The organism is Desulfonatronum thiosulfatophilum (assembly GCF_900104215.1).
Classification (GTDB): domain Bacteria; phylum Desulfobacterota; class Desulfovibrionia; order Desulfovibrionales; family Desulfonatronaceae; genus Desulfonatronum; species Desulfonatronum thiosulfatophilum.
Genome location: NZ_FMXO01000006.1, coordinates 103,273 through 119,219 on the forward strand (window position 1 = coordinate 103,273; position 15,947 = coordinate 119,219).

The following is a 15,947-nucleotide window of genomic DNA, read 5'->3' on the forward strand; positions in this document are numbered from 1 at the left end:
ATCAGGCCTCCGATTGGCGATGCTTGTCCAGGATCTGTTGCATTTTAGTCTTCCCCGCCAGCTTTTTCTTCTTCAAAAGCTTCAGTTCCGCATCTTCCGCGGGCGAGAGATAGGGTTTACCTTCGAACCTTGCCAGCTGTTTCTTATATTCCTGGTGATCATTCCATAATTCGGCAAGTTCCGGGTTCCCATCCACCAATTTACCAATGAGATCCACTTCATGCTGTTCCATGGGCATCACTCCTTAAGGTTGTCGTAAAATGTTAATCTAGGTTCTACCTGCGAGGGAACAACTTTTCCCAGTCAGGTTTCGCTTCCGCGACAATACGCAGCATCTTTCTTCTTCCTGTCATGCCCTTGACGATTTGCACCTGATCACGACGCAGTCCCAACAGCGCCGCAATGAATACGGTCAAAGACCGATTGGCCTTGTTGTCAACGGCTGGAGCGGCAATGCGGACCTTCAGACAACCGTCCATGATTCCGACGGCGCAGTCTTGCTTGGCGCCGGGTTGAATCCATACCGGCAGCAGCCAGGAGCAGTCCATCTGCTGAACAATACCGTCGAGGACCATGATCCATTCCGGTTACAGTCTCGCCGCGAACTGATACAGCGAATTGACGATGAAAATCTGTACGAACCGAATTCCCAGCAACAGAACGATGGGGGAGAGATCAAATCCCCCGATCATGACAAAGGGTACTGTGCTTCTGATCTTGTTCAAGACCGGGTCGGTGAGCGAGCGTAACGCTCGGACAATAGGATTGTACGGGTCCGGATTGACCCAGGAGAGCAGCGCCGAAATGATCACGATCCAGAAGTAGATGCTCAGGATCGAGTTCAGGACAAAAGCCAGCGCCATGATAAAGTTAGCCAGAATACCCATTCATCCTCCTTGCCTCAGGCTCGTTTCATCAGCCATTGGCTTAACATGAAAAAGTTTGGAATGTGCAGGTTGCAGCACAGCTTTTCGTTCTTGTAGGCCCAAAACCGGACTCCGGCTGCAACAGCGGCCTGTTCATCCACCTTGGTGTCGCCGATAAAGGCGATCTCGTCTCTGCTGACGCCCCAGACATTCAGGATCTTGTGCAAGCCTTCCGGATGCGGCTTGGGAAAGGTGACCGTGGCCGCGGTTTCCACGGGATGGAAAAAAGAGGTCAGTGCGTAATGGTGCAGAATAGATCCCATGGTATTTGTTCTGTTGGTGCAGATGGCCATGCGCAGGCCCTTGGAGCGAGCTGTTCGCAGGGCGCGTTCCAGGCCCGGCTCCAATTGCAGATAGGGCATCAGATCGGCGTAGTTGATTTTTTTCCGGATGGCATCAAGTTGGCTCCAATGTTCGCGCGGAATGATCCGGCGCATGGAATCGTGTACCGCATGGCTGTGAACGTAGGATTCTTCCTCCGCGTTCATTGGTCCGAGGCCGATGACCCGGCGCATGGCGTTGTAGAACTCCATGTTGGCCTGAAACGAATCCAGAATGACCCCGTCGCAGTCCAAGACGAGGCCTTTCAGTCGGGGATCGATCACGGCGTCCAGAGCGGTTCTCATGAAGACGCATCCTCGCGCAGGTCGTTTCCAGAGGCGGGCAGGAGCATGAATCGCGGCTGCGCGAGCCAAGGTTTGTGCTCCGGACAGCGGGTTTTGCCCATCAGTTTCCAGCCCGGGGCATGGATGATCCGGGCACCCGTTTTGCGGGCGGTTGAACGGAGAAGATCAGAGGCCTGGAGTTCGGTCAGCGCTTCCTCTGAGCAGGAAGCAATGTCCGTTAATGCGTCCGTCACGTCTTGATGCCTGGAAAGCAGCGCGGTCGACTCCGGCAGAAAAAAGAGGACCGCCTCCAAAATTCCCGACCAAGCCACGACCTGGTCCTGTTCCGGAGCGGCCATGGCAGCGCGGACGCCGAAAAGTTCGTCCAGATCCTCTCCATCCCCCACGCCCAGGGATTGTTCAAGATGTGCGAAGCCGTCGTCAATGCCCTGCTGGATGTTTCGGATTTCGAGCGTCTGTTCTTCATGTTGCCAGGCCAGTAACAGGGTCTGTTGGGAGCGCACGGCGGGGTCCTCCCGCCGGGGTTCGGCTCCTCCCGTCAGCTTGGACTGAATAGAGTAGACCGTTTGGGAATAAAAATCGTCCCCGGTCATTGCCGCCGCTTTCAGCGCCCCGACGCTCCGGCCGCGTTCCAGGGCGAAGGAAGCGGATTCCCGCAGGAAGATCTTCGCCAGTTCTTCGGAAAGAGGCAGATTGGAAGGACGCCATATTCTCCCGGAACCGTTTTCATTGATGCCCGGATCAAGAAACAGCACTTCTTCAGGCAGATCTTCAAGAAGATCCGCGGATTCCATTTCCGGATGCAAAAACGGGAAGTTTAGGATCAGAGGGTGTTGCCGGCGTTGGGGAGTCTTTTTTTCTTTTGATTGAGATGTCATGTTTAATGATGCTCCGGTTCTTTCGGCAGTCCGGATGAACGTAGTGCAAAACTCCTGCATGCCCCGGTACAGGAGGGCAGCGCCCTGATACATAAATGCCCATGCAAAAAGATGCAATCCAGCTCAGAGTTTGTTCCCGCACGGCGGTACTGTGGACACAGCAGTACGGGCTCCAGATCCAGGACAGTATTTTCCGCGATAAATGTCATGGACTCCTCCAAGGTCAACCTATACTGCTCCGCCGTGTCCAGCATGCCGGAGTGCGCGTTTTCCCATGCCGTAAGTACGCGGCATTGCAGGCGACTGGAGCCGATAGGATGAAGAATGTCGTCCTTGGCACATCTGTCAACAACGGAGAAACGGCAGGATCTGGCTGGAAAGGCAAGTATTTTCGCATGCATGCGCAATGCCTTTGTTTGTGGTGAGAAAAGAATGCCGTTGGTTTAAAGGGAAAATTCAGGTTATCATAACCGGATGAAATGTCCAGGTATCTTTTTGCGTATGAATCATTGACCTCTTGTTCAAGCCGGAGTAGAAATTGAAAATGTTTCTTAAGGAGGAGATTGCATGTTCGGAATTGGCATGACAGAACTCATCGTGGTGCTGGTGATCATCCTGGTCATCTTCGGTGCAAACAAGCTGCCCGAAATCGGGTCCGGCATGGGCCGAGCCATCAAGAATTTCAAGAAGGCAACAACGGAGCCTGAGGAAATAGAAGTTTCCTCGAAAGACAAAGAGCCCGCGGAATCCAAGGAAACCAAAGGATCGTCCTAGTCTGCGCATTTGCCGCAACGGAAAAAAGCTCCCGGGCAGTCCTCGATTTGGAGGATTGCCCGTTTTTTTTGGCAGCCCTCGAAAACTACGTCCGCGGCGCTGATTGCATCTTGTCAGGGAAGACGGAGCAGAGTAGTCAAAAAGCAGGAGACAATCATGACACGACCGATATCAAAAATGGATACCCTCAGTCCGACGAATCTGGAGCGACCCAAGTCGCCGAACCCCGAAGCCAAGGATACCGCCTTGGCTGTTGCCGCATGGCTTGAAGAAAAGAAAGGGGTGAACGTCAACGTTCTGGATGTTTCGCCTTTTTCTTCCGTGGCCGACGTGATGGTCATCGTTACGGCCCAGGGCCCACGGCACGCGCAGGCCCTGGCGGATTGGCTTCTGGAAAAATTCGCTGAAAACGGCGGCTCTTATCTCGGCATGGAAGGGTATTCCGAAGGCTTATGGATCCTTGTGGACGCCAACGACATCCTGATTCATATCTTCCAGGAGGAAACGCGGAAGTTCTATAACTTGGATGGACTCTGGTCCCAGAGCCGATCCCTGCTTCCGGACGCGAACAAAGTCGAGGGCGCCGCCGGAGCAAGCGAGGCCAAGACGGACGCCGAAGATTCATCTGGAACTGTTCGGAATTAACCATGAACTCCGGAAAAAAAGCCATGCTGCCGGTTAAGCCGGTGCGTATGGAAATAATCTACATCTATCCGTGTCCCTTTTGCGGCCGGGAACTCCCGCTTGCCTCCCCCACGCAACCGGCCCTGGCCCACTGCGACATGTGCAAGAACCAATACCCCGTCGTGCCCATCGACGAGCGTATGACTCGCTTTTTGAAGCTGGTCAACGCCGACGGCAAGGCCGCCATCGACCAGGATTACCTCTAGATCATCCCCCAGAATAATTTTTTTTTCTTGCCCCATGATTCACGACCACATCCTTTCCCTCATCGGCCACACGCCGCTTGTCGCCCTGGGACTACTGAATCCTTATGCCGCGCGGGTCCGTATCGCGGCCAAGCTTGAAGATTTCAATCCGGGAGGTTCAATCAAGGATCGGGTTGCCCTGGCCATGATTGAACAGGCTGAGGCATCCGGGACCTTGACGCCGGAGAAGGTGATCATCGAGGCCACTTCCGGAAATACCGGGATTGGGTTGGCCATGGTCTGCGCGGTCAAGGGCTACAAGCTGAAGCTGCTCATGCCGGAATCCGCCTCTGAGGAACGCAAGCGGATCATGCTGGCCTACGGAGCTGAAATTCATCTCACGCCCGGCCATCAGAGCACGGATGGCGCCATTGAAGAAGCCTACCGGCTGTACCGGGAATCCCCCGACCGGTACGTGCTCATGGATCAGTTCAATAATCCGGCCAGCATTGCCGCCCACTACCGGACCACGGCCCAGGAAATTTGGGATCAGACCGAAGGTCGGGTGACCCATGTCGTGGCGACGCTGGGAACCTCCGGAACCGTGATGGGGCTGACCAAGCGGCTCAAGGAACTCAACCCGAAGATTTGCATCGTGGCGGTGGAACCCTTTGCCGGCCATAAGATTCAGGGCCTCAAGAACATGCAGGAGTCGTATCCGCCGGGGATCTACGACAAGCATGCTCCGGACAGGATTTTGAACGTGGAGGATGAATCGGCCTTCGATCTGTGCCGTAAACTTGCCGCCCAGGAAGGGATTTTCGCCGGAATGAGTTCCGGTGCGGCCCTGAGCGGCGCCTTGCAGCTGGCCCGGGAACTGGACCAGCAGGTTGATTCGGAAGCAGAGCCGCCTTTGGTGGTGACCATTTTCCCGGACAGCGGCATCCGGTATCTCAGCACTCCCCTTTTCGCCCCGCCCCAGGAGCAAGGTGTCCAGGTTCGCGACCTGAAGCAGCGAGGGATGGTTTCCCTGCGTTCCGGCAAGGCCGGACTGCGATTTTTCACTCCCGGGCCGAGCCTGGATCAGTGGGCCGACATCAGCGCTTGGCGGCGGATAGTACTGCTGGATGTTTTGGCCAGGTTTCAGCGGCAGAAGGATAACCAGGCCGAGGTGCTGGTGGCCATTGCCGATCTCGACGACCGGGCCGTGGCCGCGGCCCGAGCCGAGGGCAAGAGTCTGGATGAATCGGGCCGGGAAATCCTGGCCGGGATCAGGGAACTGGCGGGGCTTTTGGGCGTCAGCGACGCGGTTCAATTTATTTCGGCCGGCCGGGACGTCCCGGGGCTGATGTCCGCGTGTCGGAAGCTGCTCAGCAAGGGACTCGGCTACGAAAAGCTGCGTTCGGTGTATTTCGATGTGCTCCGGGACAAGAACTACGGCTCTCTTCTCGGCGTTGATCCGGAAAAGTTGCGGGCCGGCATGACCGTGGACCTGGACGGCTACGTCAAGGACAATCCCCGGGATTTCACGCTTCTCAAGCGCACCTCCCTCGCCGAACTCAAGGACGGGTATTTTCTCCAGACCGAATGGGGCAACGTGCGCCCGAGCTGGTACCTGCAGATGGCCGGCGCGGTTCTGCAGGGATCGTCGCCCGAGCTGACCCTGGTGCTCGGCGATGAGGACCATAAGTTCCCTCACTTGGAAAATCTTTCCTCCATCTGGCGCGGCGCGGCCAATTTTCAGCCCCAGGCCTGGATCACGGCCCAATCCTCCATATGCGCCGAGCCGGCACAGGACTCCTCGCTGACGCATTTCCTGGACAAGGGAAGCGATGCCCTGGCCCTGCGCTTTTGGTTGCTCTCCGGTTCGTATCACTCGGCTCTCCAGTGCTCGGCGGACAATCTGGCCATGTGGTCCAGAAACCAGCAGCGGATTCAACAGACATTAGTCCGGCTGCACGCTCTGGCTGAAACGGAAGCCCCGTCCCCGGCACCCGTTCAGAACAGGAGCGTCGGACAGAACATAAGTCAGAGCATTGGTCAGTTGCTGTTCAACGTAAAGCAGTCCTTCACGGATTGTCTGGAAAACGACCTTAATCTCCCCGCTTTCTGGCCGACGTTGTTCCAATGCTCCAGGGATATCAATACTGCCATCAACCAAAGCCGCCTCGATTCCGGCGAAGCCTCGGCCTGCATGGATCTCTTCCGCCATTTGGATGAAGTCCTGGGGCTCTTGGATTGGGCGATCATTCCTTGCCGACAAAAAGAAATCCCGGAGCACGTCCGTACGCTGTGCACTCTCCGCGCCGATGCCCGTCGACAAAAAAACTACGCCGAAGCAGACCGACTGCGCCGGGAAATCGAGACCGCCGGCTACCGCATCCAGGATACAGCAGACGAACCGCTGATATTCCGCCGCTGATCCTTCAACCTTTCAGACAGTAAAGTTCAATGCTTGAAATAAAAACGATGGCGTGAAAAAAATCATTTGACATTTCATCGCCGAAGCACTAAATATCATATTCTTTGACGCGGGGTGGAGCAGTATGGCAGCTCGTCGGGCTCATAACCCGAAGGCCGGAGGTTCAAATCCTCCCCCCGCTACCAGAAATTTCAAGGGTTACAGTCGACAGACTGTAACCCTTTTTCGTTGGTGCCAACATATTGCTAACAAGAAATTTGCTGGGTTCACGGGCGACGATCCTCCCGCCAAGGAAATATCCTTGATTTAATTGACCTTCTTGTCCAAACAGATAGCTCCAGAACCATCCACGCCCATATCCTGCTTTTGGTGAATCTCAACGAAGCATCCGCCCACCCCAGACTGCGTTCTCAGCGGCCTCGGTACCGGCCTCGCCACAGCGTCGCACAGCAAGGCATCCTCGTCTTCCAGCAGCTTTCAAAAACCAGACTGGCCTCGGTAGGACCAAGCAGGCCCCACTCATCGACTCAAGCACCCGGCGAACCAAGGCGTTGATGAGGTTGCAGGGCCTTGAAACAATTGAAAGCATTAAGCCGAAGTGCCAAAAAAAGGGAACACCGCATTGGGCGTTCCCTGTCAGCAGAGGCGGGGATGAGAAACAGGATTGGTCAGCTGTAGTCAAGGGCTGAGAGCACGATTTTAATCTCAATAAGAGTGTCTTGCTTTGAGGGCAGCAAGCCGCCTGTTGTCTGAAGCTGCGTTCGGACCGCAGTGTTGCTACAGCCCACTGAAGTCAACCAGCCAAATCCTCCGGTTGTTTGCCGAAATGGTTCTCCATCCCTTTGCACAACACATTCGCCGCCGCCCCGAGATCCTGGTCATATTCGGCGCGACATGCCTCGCATATGACCATGATCCTCGCTGACATATCCTTTGCTATTTTGTTTTTGCACTCCGGACAAGTCCTGGAGGCTTTGTCCGATTTGCCGAAGATGAGCAGGCTGCCCGTCTTGTTGCAGAAATTTTGCAGTTCCTGCCGGAACGCGCCGGGTGATGCGACTCTGGCCCATTTGTTGGATGCACGTTGCAGCGCCAGTGGCGTGTCCTCGGCGTCCTTCTTCCTGCTGGACCAGGCCAGGTTGAACTCTTCCAGAAATACATGGGTATAGGTCTCGGCCAGTTTCTTGGCGAACAACCGGAACGCCTCCCTCCGCCTGTAGCGCATCTTCCGGCTCAGGTTGGAGTGCCAGGAATAGAGGTGGACAAAGCGCTTACGCCACTGGGCGAGGTCTTCGAAGACCTCCTGGTCCGCCTCCTGCCTGTCGTTTGCCCAGGTGTCGGCCAGGTGCAGGAAATACTGGTGCGACTTGACCACGGACACCTTTTGCAAGTCCAGCCAATGGGGGAGGTGTTCATGCTGCTTGCCCCAGTCGAGCAGCTGAGCTGTGATCTGGTCACGATTCTTGTCCAGCACGGACTTCAGCCCGTCCAGCCGATCCTGCGTGGCCACATACCCGACATCGAGGCGGAAGACGCCCTGTTGTCCGTCCGAGTCCACCCAGGCGGCGACTCTGAGGCCGTCGTCAGTCTTTCGCCAGCCCAGGTCCAGGCCGATGCAGTGTTGAACTTTCCGGACCTGCCCCGGCTGCGCGCCAGTCTGGGGTTCACGTTGGGCTTCCGGTTGAACTTCCGGGAGGACGACCGTGAGGTCCAGCTCCCACACCCAATCCAGGCCGACTTTCCTGCGCGAGACCTGAGCCTTCTTGATCTTGCCCTCTTCAGGTACCGGGCGATGCAGGACAATGGGGAATTCGAACCAGATCGGCTCGCGTCCCTGAAATCCCTCCGAGCCGATTCTGATCCTGCCCTGTGTTCTGGAAAGGCGACGCCGCTCGGCTCTGTCCGGGCTGGTCCAGGTGTCATCCGGCACCGGCCCCAGCTGCAACTGAGTGTTGATGCCCTCAAGGATTTCACTGAAGGGGGGGCCGTGCATCAACTGGACCGTCAAGCGGCCCTGGCCCGTGAACGGGCGGAACGTGAAGTCAGCGGGCAGCCCCTGGGCGCGCTTGCGCAGGATGTGCTTGCGGGCCGTCTCCATGCTGTTCAGCACGGCGTTGTAGTTGCACCAGTAGAGCCCCAGGGCGGCGAACTCGCGGCGCTTGTCGTTAATTTCCTGCAACCGCTGTGTGTTCAGGGCCTCGGCCTGGGGGCGGATAATGCCCTTGATGCGTTCCCGCAGTTCCTTGCGCTCGATTTTCAGTGCTTTGATCTGCCCCTTGATGTCCGCGATCTGTTTCTTGGTGGCCGGGTCCGTGGGCACGACCTTCCTGGCATTTTTCCGTTGGGCCTTTATATCGGAATTGATGTGCTCAAGGCTCTCGTTCATGCTGTCGATGCGTTCCTGGACGGCGCCGAGTCGGGCATCGGCGCCAGTGCGCAGCTCGTCGTACTTGACGGCATGAGCCTTTTCGATCTCCACCAGGGCGTTCCAGAACCGGTTCTGCAGCCGGAACTGCTCGAAAACCTGATCAGGCAGACGCTGGTCAGGCCCTTCGATGTTCTTTCCGAGGCCGTATTTGTAGATTCTGGGGGGCATTCAGGCTCTCAGGTGGCAACAATTGTTTGGCAGATTGTTTCAAGATTCACGCCAGTGATGCATCAAATAAGAAGCATTATAATCAAAATGCTATAACAAATCCATGCCGCACTCCTCCACATATACAGTCCTCTCCTGGATGCCCAGCAGGCGTACCGCAGTTGACAGATTTGTGCGGACCATGTCTATGCACTTTAGTTCTCGTAGACCTAAATGAAGAATTTATATGCCTCTTACAGGAGGGGAGAGACAGAACGTCATTTTTTGCATATTTACCGAGATGTGCCACAATTGTTGCAATACGGACTTGAATGAGGCAATGAATCTCAGGTGAGTAATTCATAGCGAATCGATTCAAACTGAACATGCCAAAGGTAACCATGGCCAGCGCAACGAACAGCGAAACTACGGCCCACCATGCTACCGGCACGATAGAGATCAGCGTGGTAGTGCCCGTGTACAACGAGGCAGCAAGTATTGCCGACCTGATCCACAATATCCGGGACGTATTGAAGAGACTAGGACGCGTTTTTGAGATCCTGGTGGTGGACGACGCCTCCATGGACGGGTCAGGAGAACAAGCCCGGGCCGCTGGGGCAAAGGTGATCAGCCACCCCTGCAACCTGGGCAACGGCGCGGCGGTCAAGACCGGGATGCGGCAGGCCCGAGGCGACATCTCCGTCCTCCTTGATGGCGACGGCCAGCATGGCGCGGCGGATATCCCCAGTCTGTTGGAAAAGCTAGACCAAGGTTTTGACATGGCCGTGGGCGCACGGAGTCGAAATTGTCAAGCCAATTTGGGCCGGATGCTGGCCAACGGTTTTTATAACCGGATGGCCACATGGATGACAGGCAGGCGTATCGATGACCTGACTTCCGGGTTCCGGGCCGTGCGGACGGCCAAGTTCCGGGAATTTCTGCACCTCCTCCCCAACGGCTTCTCCTACCCCACCACTATCACCATGGCCTTTTTCCGCAGCGGATATCCAGTAACCTACGTGCCCATCACCGCGGGCAAACGCCCCAGGAGCAGTTCCAGCAGTATCCGGCCCCTGCGCGACGGAATGAGGTTCCTGATCATCATCCTGCGCATCGGCACCCTCTATTCGCCCATGAAGATCTTCCTCCCCTCAAGCATGGCATTTTTCCTGCTAGGTCTGGGATATTATCTTTACACCTATGCCACTGCCGGTCGTTTCACGAACATGAGTGCCCTGCTCCTAACCACCTCCGTGTTCGTGTTCCTGATCGGCTTGGTCTCCGAACAGATCACCCAGCTCATGTACCGGCCGGTGATTATGCCCACATCGCACAGGATTGAGACCGAAATTGCAAAAAGGCAATGAAGCTCCTCCTTGTCACCACCAGCTACCCGGAAAGCAATGAAGGCGAGGCCGCGGCGGGTTTTTTCGTCAAGGACTTCGCGGATGCCCTGCATGCTGAAAATAACGAGGTCGAAGTCGTCGCACCGGCCAGGAACTCCCTGTACACAAATGAGAGCGGCGTCGGGGTGCGGCGTTTCGCTGTTCCCCGTTTGCCGCTTTCCCTGCTCCGCCCGTCTTCTCCAGGGCACTGGCCGGCCGTCGTGCGAACATTGGCTGGCGGGTATCGCGCCGTTGAGCATTCCTGCGCCGAACAACGGCCCCACCATATCCTGGCTTTATGGGCCTTGCCCAGCGGAGCCTGGGCGGCCAGGGCCGGGCGGCGCCTCAACATACCCTACAGCACTTGGGCCTTGGGCAGCGACATCTGGTCGCTGGGCCGCATACCGGTCATCCGAACGATATTAGGCAGTGTCTTGCGCGGCGCATCCCACAGTTTCGCCGACGGCTTCGCCCTGGCCCTGGATGTGGAACGGTTGTCAGGCCGGGCTTGCGGTTTTTTGCCCAGCAGCCGTTTTTTCCCGTGCAAGGCGCGAAACCGGTGGCGCGTTCAGGAGCCATGCCGGTTGGCCTATCTGGGGCGATGGCACCCGAACAAGGGGGTGGACATCCTGCTCGACTCCTTGAATATGCTGGAAAAGGAGGCCTGGAGCCGGATCGAGGGCATTCGGATTTGTGGCGGAGGGCCTCTGCGGGAAGCCGTTCATGAAGCTGGGGCCAGGCTTGCGGGAATGGGCAGACCGGTTGAAATTGGCGGTTTCCTGAACCGTGATCAGGCCGTGGAACTCTTTGAGTGGGCGGACTACGTGCTGCTGCCTTCGCGCATTGAGAGCATTCCCGTGGTATTTTCCGATGCCATGGCCGCGGGCTGCCCCGTGGTTGCCATGCCCGTGGGAGACCTTCCGCGCTTGGTGCAAGAGCATGAAGTCGGGATTCTTTCGGAATCCGTAACACCTCAAGGATTTGCAGTGGCGCTGGAGCGTGCCTTGGCGATGTCCACTGACCGCTTTCGCGGCAACATCGCCCATGTGGCGAGATTGTTCGATGTTCGGTCGGCGGCTGTTCAGTTCATGGAATGCTTGAAAAAGCCGTCTTCTGGAAAATGAACAAGACATTGTAATACTGGTGGCGAGGTCTTCCGGTCCGCTGCTCCATTTGGCGCAATTCCCAATCAGCGATGGTCGGCAACCAGGATCGGGGAATCAGGCCGTAGCGGATAAGATATATCATCCACCACCGGGCGGCCCGGAGAGGGACGCGGCGGACGAGCCGAAATCCTTCACCTGAAAAAATGTCGATGATCTCCTCTTCAGGAAGGAAATTTGGATGGCCGTCACGGATATTGTCCACAACCACGATCCAGCCATGATCCTGGACAAAACCTCCAATGCCGCGGACCACGCCCAGCCTCCGGCCCAGAAGGAGGGGTCTGAGCAGGTTTTGCATCAACACGAGTTGGATGGCTCCGGGCCTGAATGGCAAGTCGGGCAAGCCGGCCTGCAGGTAGGTTGGGCCAGGGTAGAGAGCCTGGGCATGAGCCAGCAGGGACCAGGAAGGGTCCACGCCTGCCGATTGCCAGCCCCGCCTGGGCAGGACAGATGTCAACCGCCCGTAGCCACAGCCCACATCCACGGCCACCCCGCCTTGACCTCTTGGCAGATGCCGCTCCAGGGCTTTTTCCTGGAGCATGGTGATATAGGCCGTTTTCACCCCCAGCGTGTCCTTGGGGTCAAAGACGTTCAACCCCTGATCATCGAAGTCTGGAGGTTGGATTGCGGCTTGTCCTTGGCGGGTACGGACAAAAGGCAGGACAGCCAACCACAGTATAACATCCCCAAGCATCAGCCAGAATCTCGCCAAAAGGGCGACGAAGGCCACGGCACCGGCACCGGCGGAAACCCCGGCCATTCCCAGGAAAGCCCCTTCGCGGACTCCCAATCCGCCTGGGGTTATCGCCGCGGCGAATCCGACCATCCAGGCCAGGCTGTACCAGGCGCAGAGAGCGGCCATGTCGGTCTGTTCCAATATGGAAAAAGCACGTCCGAGACAGACCCAGGCCCCCAGATACAAAGCCCAGCTTGCGGCAAAGAGGATGATGAGTCTCAGGATAACGCCGCTGGGCAGGCGGGAATGGGCCAGGGCCTCGCAAAAAGAGCGAGTCTTGTGAAATGTTGACGGAATACGCTTGGCAACACATTGCAGGAGGCTGTTTGTTCCACCGAGAAGCGACGCTCCAAGTAGCAGGGCGCTCGCTAACGCAGCGGTATATGCCAGAAGACGCGGCAGTTGCGCGGTCCAACCCAGGATGACCAAGGCAATGGCCAGGTTTCCGAGCAACCCGAAAACCATCAGGTCGACATTGGCGCGGGTAATGGCGCCTGCACTAAGACGGTCTCGTGCCGCGCCGACTTGATAAACCACACCCAGGAATCTGCCCGGTAAATACCGGACCACCTGACCTGAAGCATGAATCCATACGGCCCAGACCGGCGGGAGGGGTTTGTTGGCCGCGGCGCTGAGGAAGTGACGAAAAACAAGTGCGATAAGGGCCATGGAAGCAGTAAGCAACACCATTGCACCGGCCAGCCACCCCGGTCGCGCAGGAATGAAGCTCCCCATCCCGTGTTCGGCCACGATCCCAAAAAGCAGGTAACCGACCCAACCCAAGCCAAGCAGGATAAGGATAAGTGTTGCTAACCGAATGGTTCTGTTGTTAACTGATTTAGTGTTACACATGAATATATGATGCGTGCAAAGAAATAGAAATATATGGAGTAGTTATGATCGCAAGCATTAAAAAAGGCCTGTTTATGATCATCGAGGTAATGTTACGGATTGTAATACACCCGTATATCCGAGCAAGAATATTCGCAGTTTTGGGATCAAAAATTGGTAAAAATGTAAGAATTTATGAAGTAAGATTGATTAACGTTGAGAATGGTTTTTCAAATCTGACAATAGATGATGATGCTCATATCGGAACAGGGTGTATATTTGATTTAAAAGGAATGATATTTGTTGGTAAGGGAGCAACATTGTCACCATTTGTTACTATATTAACACATAATGATCCGGGATCGCATCACAACTCTCCGATATGCAATGTATATCCTCCAAATGTAAAAAGTGTTTTTATTGATGAGTATTGCTGGATCGGATGCAATTCAACAATTTTGCCAGGAACACATGTAAAAAGAAGTACTGTCGTTGGTGCTTGTAGTTTGGTTAAAGGTATTCTTGAAAAAGAATGTCTTTATGTGGGCACTCCAGTAAAAAAAGTAAAAGGAATTACAGTTAGCGATTGATTGTTATTCATTGTAATGTATTAATATTGTATTGTTGTTGAAATGTGAATGCACATTGTGTTGTTTCTGTTATGTTGTATTGATTTTTTTATCGGATGCAGCCATGGATGGGCTGAGCATAAAATAGTTAAGCCTAATCAGTGAGTATATGATAATCATAATTCCAAAACAACTATACTTGCGTCGTATCTAACGTCAGCTGTCTTCATTTTTTTAGTATAAAAACAAATGTTGGCGAGATCCATGTCATATTATCTATTATTTTATTTGGAATACAGCTTAAGATGCGCCATAACAGATTATCTTTTTTATAAAGACTCGGATTCTTTATGATGTAAGGAACTGCATTGGTTACGAAAAAATTCCTCAACCAGCGCAAAATTTTCCAGTAGTGAGTTGCATTAGCATCAAAAATTGAATTTGGCCTGATTGTTTTTGAGATATAACAACCGATTCTCCGTGGCAACCAATGAACAAATGGAAGCATTACATGTTGTTCAATTGGAGATAGTATGTTTGGTCCAGAAAAATAACACAAACCTCCTGGTTTCAATATGCGATATATTTGTGTAATTAGAATTTCTGGATTTGAAACGTGTTCATATACTTGGTTGCATACAACATAGTCAACTGATGAATCTAAAATCGATAGTTTTTCTGTTTTATTTTCAATATAAAAAATGTTTTTTGCTTTTTTTTTATATTCAATCCATAGTTGCCATGGCTCAGGGTCAATTCCTATAATATTTTTAAAATATGGAGACAGGTGATATGTAATCCCTCCACTTCCGCAGCCAATGTCTACACATAGAGAATCTATTAATGGCCTTTCTTTAAATTTTTTAATTGTTTGAAGTATTGCAAATGCTTTAATATCCCGTTGCTGGGAACCCCATTTTGGATTATTTTCAATAATCATTTTGCTCATATTCCATGTATCGCAATAATTTATACCGAATACATATTTCAAACATCATAAAGATGCATAATTGTCACAATTCAATGCAACGAAAGTATCTCCCTTACAACCGAAACAACCCGCTCCACGTCGCTGTCCGTCAGCTTCGCGGATAACGGCAAGCTCACCGTCTGTCTCCCAATCCGCATGGCATGCGGCCATTGCTCCGGTTTCCAGCCGAAGCGATTCTGGTAGTAGGGATGTTCTGGGATGCTCAGATAGTGGACGCCGACTCCGATTTCCGCGGCGGTCATGGCGTCCAGGAATGCATCTCTGGAAATACCACTCCGACTCTCATCTATCAGCAACGTATAGAGGTGGTGGCCGTGGCGGGTTTCCGCCTGGTCCGGCGCCGGTCTGATCACGGGCAGGTCCGCGAATGCGAGCTGGTACTGTTTCCAAATCTCACGACGCCGAAGCCAGTTGCTTTCAACACGGGCAAGCTGATGAATGCCTATCGCAGCCTGGATGTCCATCATGTTGTACTTGAATCCGCATTCAGCCACGAAATAATGCTTGTGCCCCTCGTCGCCGAACCTGTGCCAGGCGTCCTTGGTCATGCCGTGCAGGGCAAGCATCTTGACACGGCTGACTTCCGCTTCGTTTCTGGCCAGGACCATGCCCCCCTCGCCCGTAACGATGTTCTTGGTCACATAAAAGCTGAAACATCCAAAGTCGCCCATTGTTCCCGCTTTTTGTCCGCGATACTCCGTCTCAATGGCATGGGCGCAATCCTCAATAATCTTCAGGCTGTGTTTCTCGGCGATCGCGCATATCGCATCCATGTCGCAGGGGCGACCCGCGAAGTGGACCGGAATGACGGCTCTGGTTCGGGAGGTGATGCGATCCTCGATCATCGCGGGGTCGATATTCATTGTTACGGGGTTCACGTCGGCCAACACCGGCGTCGCACCGGCGTGAATAATGGCGTTGACCGTGGCGCAGAAGGTCAAGGGGGTGGTAATGACTTCGTCGCCTGGCTGAAGTCCCGCCGCAATCATGCTCACATGCAAGGCCGCGGTACAGGAGTTGACAGCTGCCGCCCTTTCGGGGGGGATGTCTTTGTAGGCCGCGAACTCCCGCTCAAAGCGGGCGACTTTGGGTCCTGTTCCCAGCCACCCGGTACGAATGCAGTGCGCGACCTCGGCGACTTCCTCTTCGCCGATGAACGGCGAACCGAACACCAGAAAATTTTGGCCGTATTCAGCCAT

17 protein-coding genes and 1 tRNA gene are annotated in these 15,947 nt (G+C 54.5%); 8 read left to right on the forward strand and 10 right to left on the reverse strand.

Going from position 1 to position 15,947, the window contains the following annotated elements:
* Nucleotide 1: 1 nt before the first annotated feature.
* From BLP93_RS06325 to BLP93_RS17000, 6 genes are read right to left on the reverse strand one after another with little or no spacing between them, the layout of a single operon-like run.
* Nucleotides 2-232: a DUF465 domain-containing protein gene (locus tag BLP93_RS06325; protein WP_092118744.1), complete on the reverse strand. Its 231-nt coding sequence runs from the start codon at nt 230-232 to the stop codon at nt 2-4.
* A 43-nt stretch (nt 233-275) separates the two neighbouring features.
* On the reverse strand, nt 276-575 hold the full coding sequence (locus BLP93_RS06330) for a DUF167 domain-containing protein (RefSeq protein ID WP_092118747.1): 300 nt from the start codon (nt 573-575) through the stop codon (nt 276-278).
* A 12-nt stretch (nt 576-587) separates the two neighbouring features.
* Nucleotides 588-887 carry a YggT family protein gene (locus BLP93_RS06335; protein ID WP_092118750.1) on the reverse strand — a complete coding sequence of 100 codons (300 nt, stop codon included), beginning with the start codon at nt 885-887 and terminating at the stop codon, nt 588-590.
* 14 nt (nt 888-901) lie between these two features.
* Nucleotides 902-1,552, reverse strand: coding sequence for an HAD family hydrolase (locus tag BLP93_RS06340; protein WP_092118753.1), 651 nt, complete (start codon nt 1,550-1,552; stop codon nt 902-904).
* Complete coding sequence (locus BLP93_RS06345) at nt 1,549-2,430, reverse strand: hypothetical protein (protein ID WP_139162936.1); 882 nt, start codon at nt 2,428-2,430, stop codon at nt 1,549-1,551. The genes BLP93_RS06340 and BLP93_RS06345 overlap by 4 nt, the downstream gene beginning before the upstream one ends.
* 2 nt (nt 2,431-2,432) lie before the next feature.
* Complete coding sequence (locus tag BLP93_RS17000; protein ID WP_161946208.1) at nt 2,433-2,831, reverse strand: hypothetical protein; 399 nt, start codon at nt 2,829-2,831, stop codon at nt 2,433-2,435.
* A gap of 166 nt (nt 2,832-2,997) precedes the next feature.
* On the opposite strand from BLP93_RS17000, the gene BLP93_RS06355 reads away from it, so the two are divergent.
* The 5 genes from BLP93_RS06355 to BLP93_RS06375 all read left to right on the forward strand — a co-directional run bounded on the left by BLP93_RS06355 (nt 2,998) and on the right by BLP93_RS06375 (nt 6,680).
* On the forward strand, nt 2,998-3,204 hold the full coding sequence (locus tag BLP93_RS06355; RefSeq protein WP_092118762.1) for a twin-arginine translocase TatA/TatE family subunit: 207 nt from the start codon (nt 2,998-3,000) through the stop codon (nt 3,202-3,204).
* A gap of 156 nt (nt 3,205-3,360) precedes the next feature.
* A complete protein-coding gene (gene rsfS / locus BLP93_RS06360) occupies nt 3,361-3,849 on the forward strand; it encodes a ribosome silencing factor (RefSeq protein WP_244148664.1) in 489 nt (162 codons plus the stop codon).
* 2 nt (nt 3,850-3,851) lie between these two features.
* Entirely contained in the window at nt 3,852-4,094 is a 243-nt protein-coding gene (locus BLP93_RS06365) for a hypothetical protein (RefSeq protein ID WP_092118768.1), read from the forward strand.
* Between the two features lie 34 nt (nt 4,095-4,128).
* The gene (locus BLP93_RS06370; protein ID WP_092118771.1) at nt 4,129-6,495 is read left to right on the forward strand and encodes a cysteine synthase; all 2,367 of its coding nucleotides are present in this window, start codon (nt 4,129-4,131) and stop codon (nt 6,493-6,495) included.
* Between the two features lie 108 nt (nt 6,496-6,603).
* Nucleotides 6,604-6,680, forward strand: a tRNA-Met gene (locus BLP93_RS06375).
* A gap of 608 nt (nt 6,681-7,288) precedes the next feature.
* Here the strand turns inward: BLP93_RS06375 and BLP93_RS06380 are convergent.
* A complete protein-coding gene (locus BLP93_RS06380; RefSeq protein ID WP_092118774.1) occupies nt 7,289-9,091 on the reverse strand; it encodes a zinc ribbon domain-containing protein in 1,803 nt (600 codons plus the stop codon).
* A 380-nt stretch (nt 9,092-9,471) separates the two neighbouring features.
* Here BLP93_RS06380 and BLP93_RS06385 point away from each other — a divergent pair, with 380 nt between their 5' ends.
* Nucleotides 9,472-10,437 (forward strand): glycosyltransferase family 2 protein, encoded by a 966-nt coding sequence (locus BLP93_RS06385; protein WP_092118777.1) that lies wholly within the window; start codon nt 9,472-9,474, stop codon nt 10,435-10,437.
* Entirely contained in the window at nt 10,434-11,579 is a 1,146-nt protein-coding gene (locus BLP93_RS06390; RefSeq protein ID WP_092118780.1) for a glycosyltransferase, read from the forward strand. Before BLP93_RS06385 ends, BLP93_RS06390 begins: the two co-directional genes overlap by 4 nt.
* Here BLP93_RS06390 and BLP93_RS06395 read toward each other — a convergent pair.
* Nucleotides 11,542-13,209, reverse strand: a complete 1,668-nt coding sequence (locus tag BLP93_RS06395; protein WP_092118783.1) for a lysylphosphatidylglycerol synthase domain-containing protein — start codon at nt 13,207-13,209, stop codon at nt 11,542-11,544. The two genes, BLP93_RS06390 and BLP93_RS06395, sit on opposite strands and share 38 nt — an antisense overlap.
* A gap of 44 nt (nt 13,210-13,253) precedes the next feature.
* Here BLP93_RS06395 and BLP93_RS06400 point away from each other — a divergent pair, with 44 nt between their 5' ends.
* The gene (locus tag BLP93_RS06400; protein WP_092118786.1) at nt 13,254-13,778 is read left to right on the forward strand and encodes an acyltransferase; all 525 of its coding nucleotides are present in this window, start codon (nt 13,254-13,256) and stop codon (nt 13,776-13,778) included.
* 205 nt (nt 13,779-13,983) lie between these two features.
* On the opposite strand, the gene BLP93_RS06405 is transcribed toward BLP93_RS06400, so the two are convergent.
* Together BLP93_RS06405 and BLP93_RS06410 are read right to left on the reverse strand one after the other, a co-directional pair.
* Nucleotides 13,984-14,706 carry a class I SAM-dependent methyltransferase gene (locus tag BLP93_RS06405; RefSeq protein WP_092118790.1) on the reverse strand — a complete coding sequence of 241 codons (723 nt, stop codon included), beginning with the start codon at nt 14,704-14,706 and terminating at the stop codon, nt 13,984-13,986.
* A 71-nt stretch (nt 14,707-14,777) separates the two neighbouring features.
* Nucleotides 14,778-15,947, reverse strand: a complete 1,170-nt coding sequence (locus BLP93_RS06410) for a DegT/DnrJ/EryC1/StrS family aminotransferase (protein WP_092118793.1) — start codon at nt 15,945-15,947, stop codon at nt 14,778-14,780.

Excerpts from the sequence above, each read along its gene's own strand:
- BLP93_RS06325 (WP_092118744.1), bottom strand. The coding sequence starts at position 232 with ATGGAACAGCATGAAGTGGATCTCATTGGTAAATTGGTGGATGGGAAC.
- BLP93_RS06330 (WP_092118747.1), bottom strand. The coding sequence starts at position 575 with ATGGTCCTCGACGGTATTGTTCAGCAGATGGACTGCTCCTGGCTGCTG.
- BLP93_RS06335 (WP_092118750.1), bottom strand. The coding sequence starts at position 887 with ATGGGTATTCTGGCTAACTTTATCATGGCGCTGGCTTTTGTCCTGAAC.
- BLP93_RS06340 (WP_092118753.1), bottom strand. The coding sequence starts at position 1,552 with ATGAGAACCGCTCTGGACGCCGTGATCGATCCCCGACTGAAAGGCCTC.
- BLP93_RS06345 (WP_139162936.1), bottom strand. The coding sequence starts at position 2,430 with ATGACATCTCAATCAAAAGAAAAAAAGACTCCCCAACGCCGGCAACAC.
- BLP93_RS17000 (WP_161946208.1), bottom strand. The coding sequence starts at position 2,831 with ATGCATGCGAAAATACTTGCCTTTCCAGCCAGATCCTGCCGTTTCTCC.
- BLP93_RS06355 (WP_092118762.1), top strand. The coding sequence starts at position 2,998 with ATGTTCGGAATTGGCATGACAGAACTCATCGTGGTGCTGGTGATCATC.
- rsfS (WP_244148664.1), top strand. The coding sequence starts at position 3,361 with ATGACACGACCGATATCAAAAATGGATACCCTCAGTCCGACGAATCTG.
- BLP93_RS06365 (WP_092118768.1), top strand. The coding sequence starts at position 3,852 with ATGAACTCCGGAAAAAAAGCCATGCTGCCGGTTAAGCCGGTGCGTATG.
- BLP93_RS06370 (WP_092118771.1), top strand. The coding sequence starts at position 4,129 with ATGATTCACGACCACATCCTTTCCCTCATCGGCCACACGCCGCTTGTC.
- BLP93_RS06380 (WP_092118774.1), bottom strand. The coding sequence starts at position 9,091 with ATGCCCCCCAGAATCTACAAATACGGCCTCGGAAAGAACATCGAAGGG.
- BLP93_RS06385 (WP_092118777.1), top strand. The coding sequence starts at position 9,472 with ATGGCCAGCGCAACGAACAGCGAAACTACGGCCCACCATGCTACCGGC.
- BLP93_RS06390 (WP_092118780.1), top strand. The coding sequence starts at position 10,434 with ATGAAGCTCCTCCTTGTCACCACCAGCTACCCGGAAAGCAATGAAGGC.
- BLP93_RS06395 (WP_092118783.1), bottom strand. The coding sequence starts at position 13,209 with ATGTGTAACACTAAATCAGTTAACAACAGAACCATTCGGTTAGCAACA.
- BLP93_RS06400 (WP_092118786.1), top strand. The coding sequence starts at position 13,254 with ATGATCGCAAGCATTAAAAAAGGCCTGTTTATGATCATCGAGGTAATG.
- BLP93_RS06405 (WP_092118790.1), bottom strand. The coding sequence starts at position 14,706 with ATGAGCAAAATGATTATTGAAAATAATCCAAAATGGGGTTCCCAGCAA.
- BLP93_RS06410 (WP_092118793.1), bottom strand. The coding sequence starts at position 15,947 with ATGGCTGAATACGGCCAAAATTTTCTGGTGTTCGGTTCGCCGTTCATC.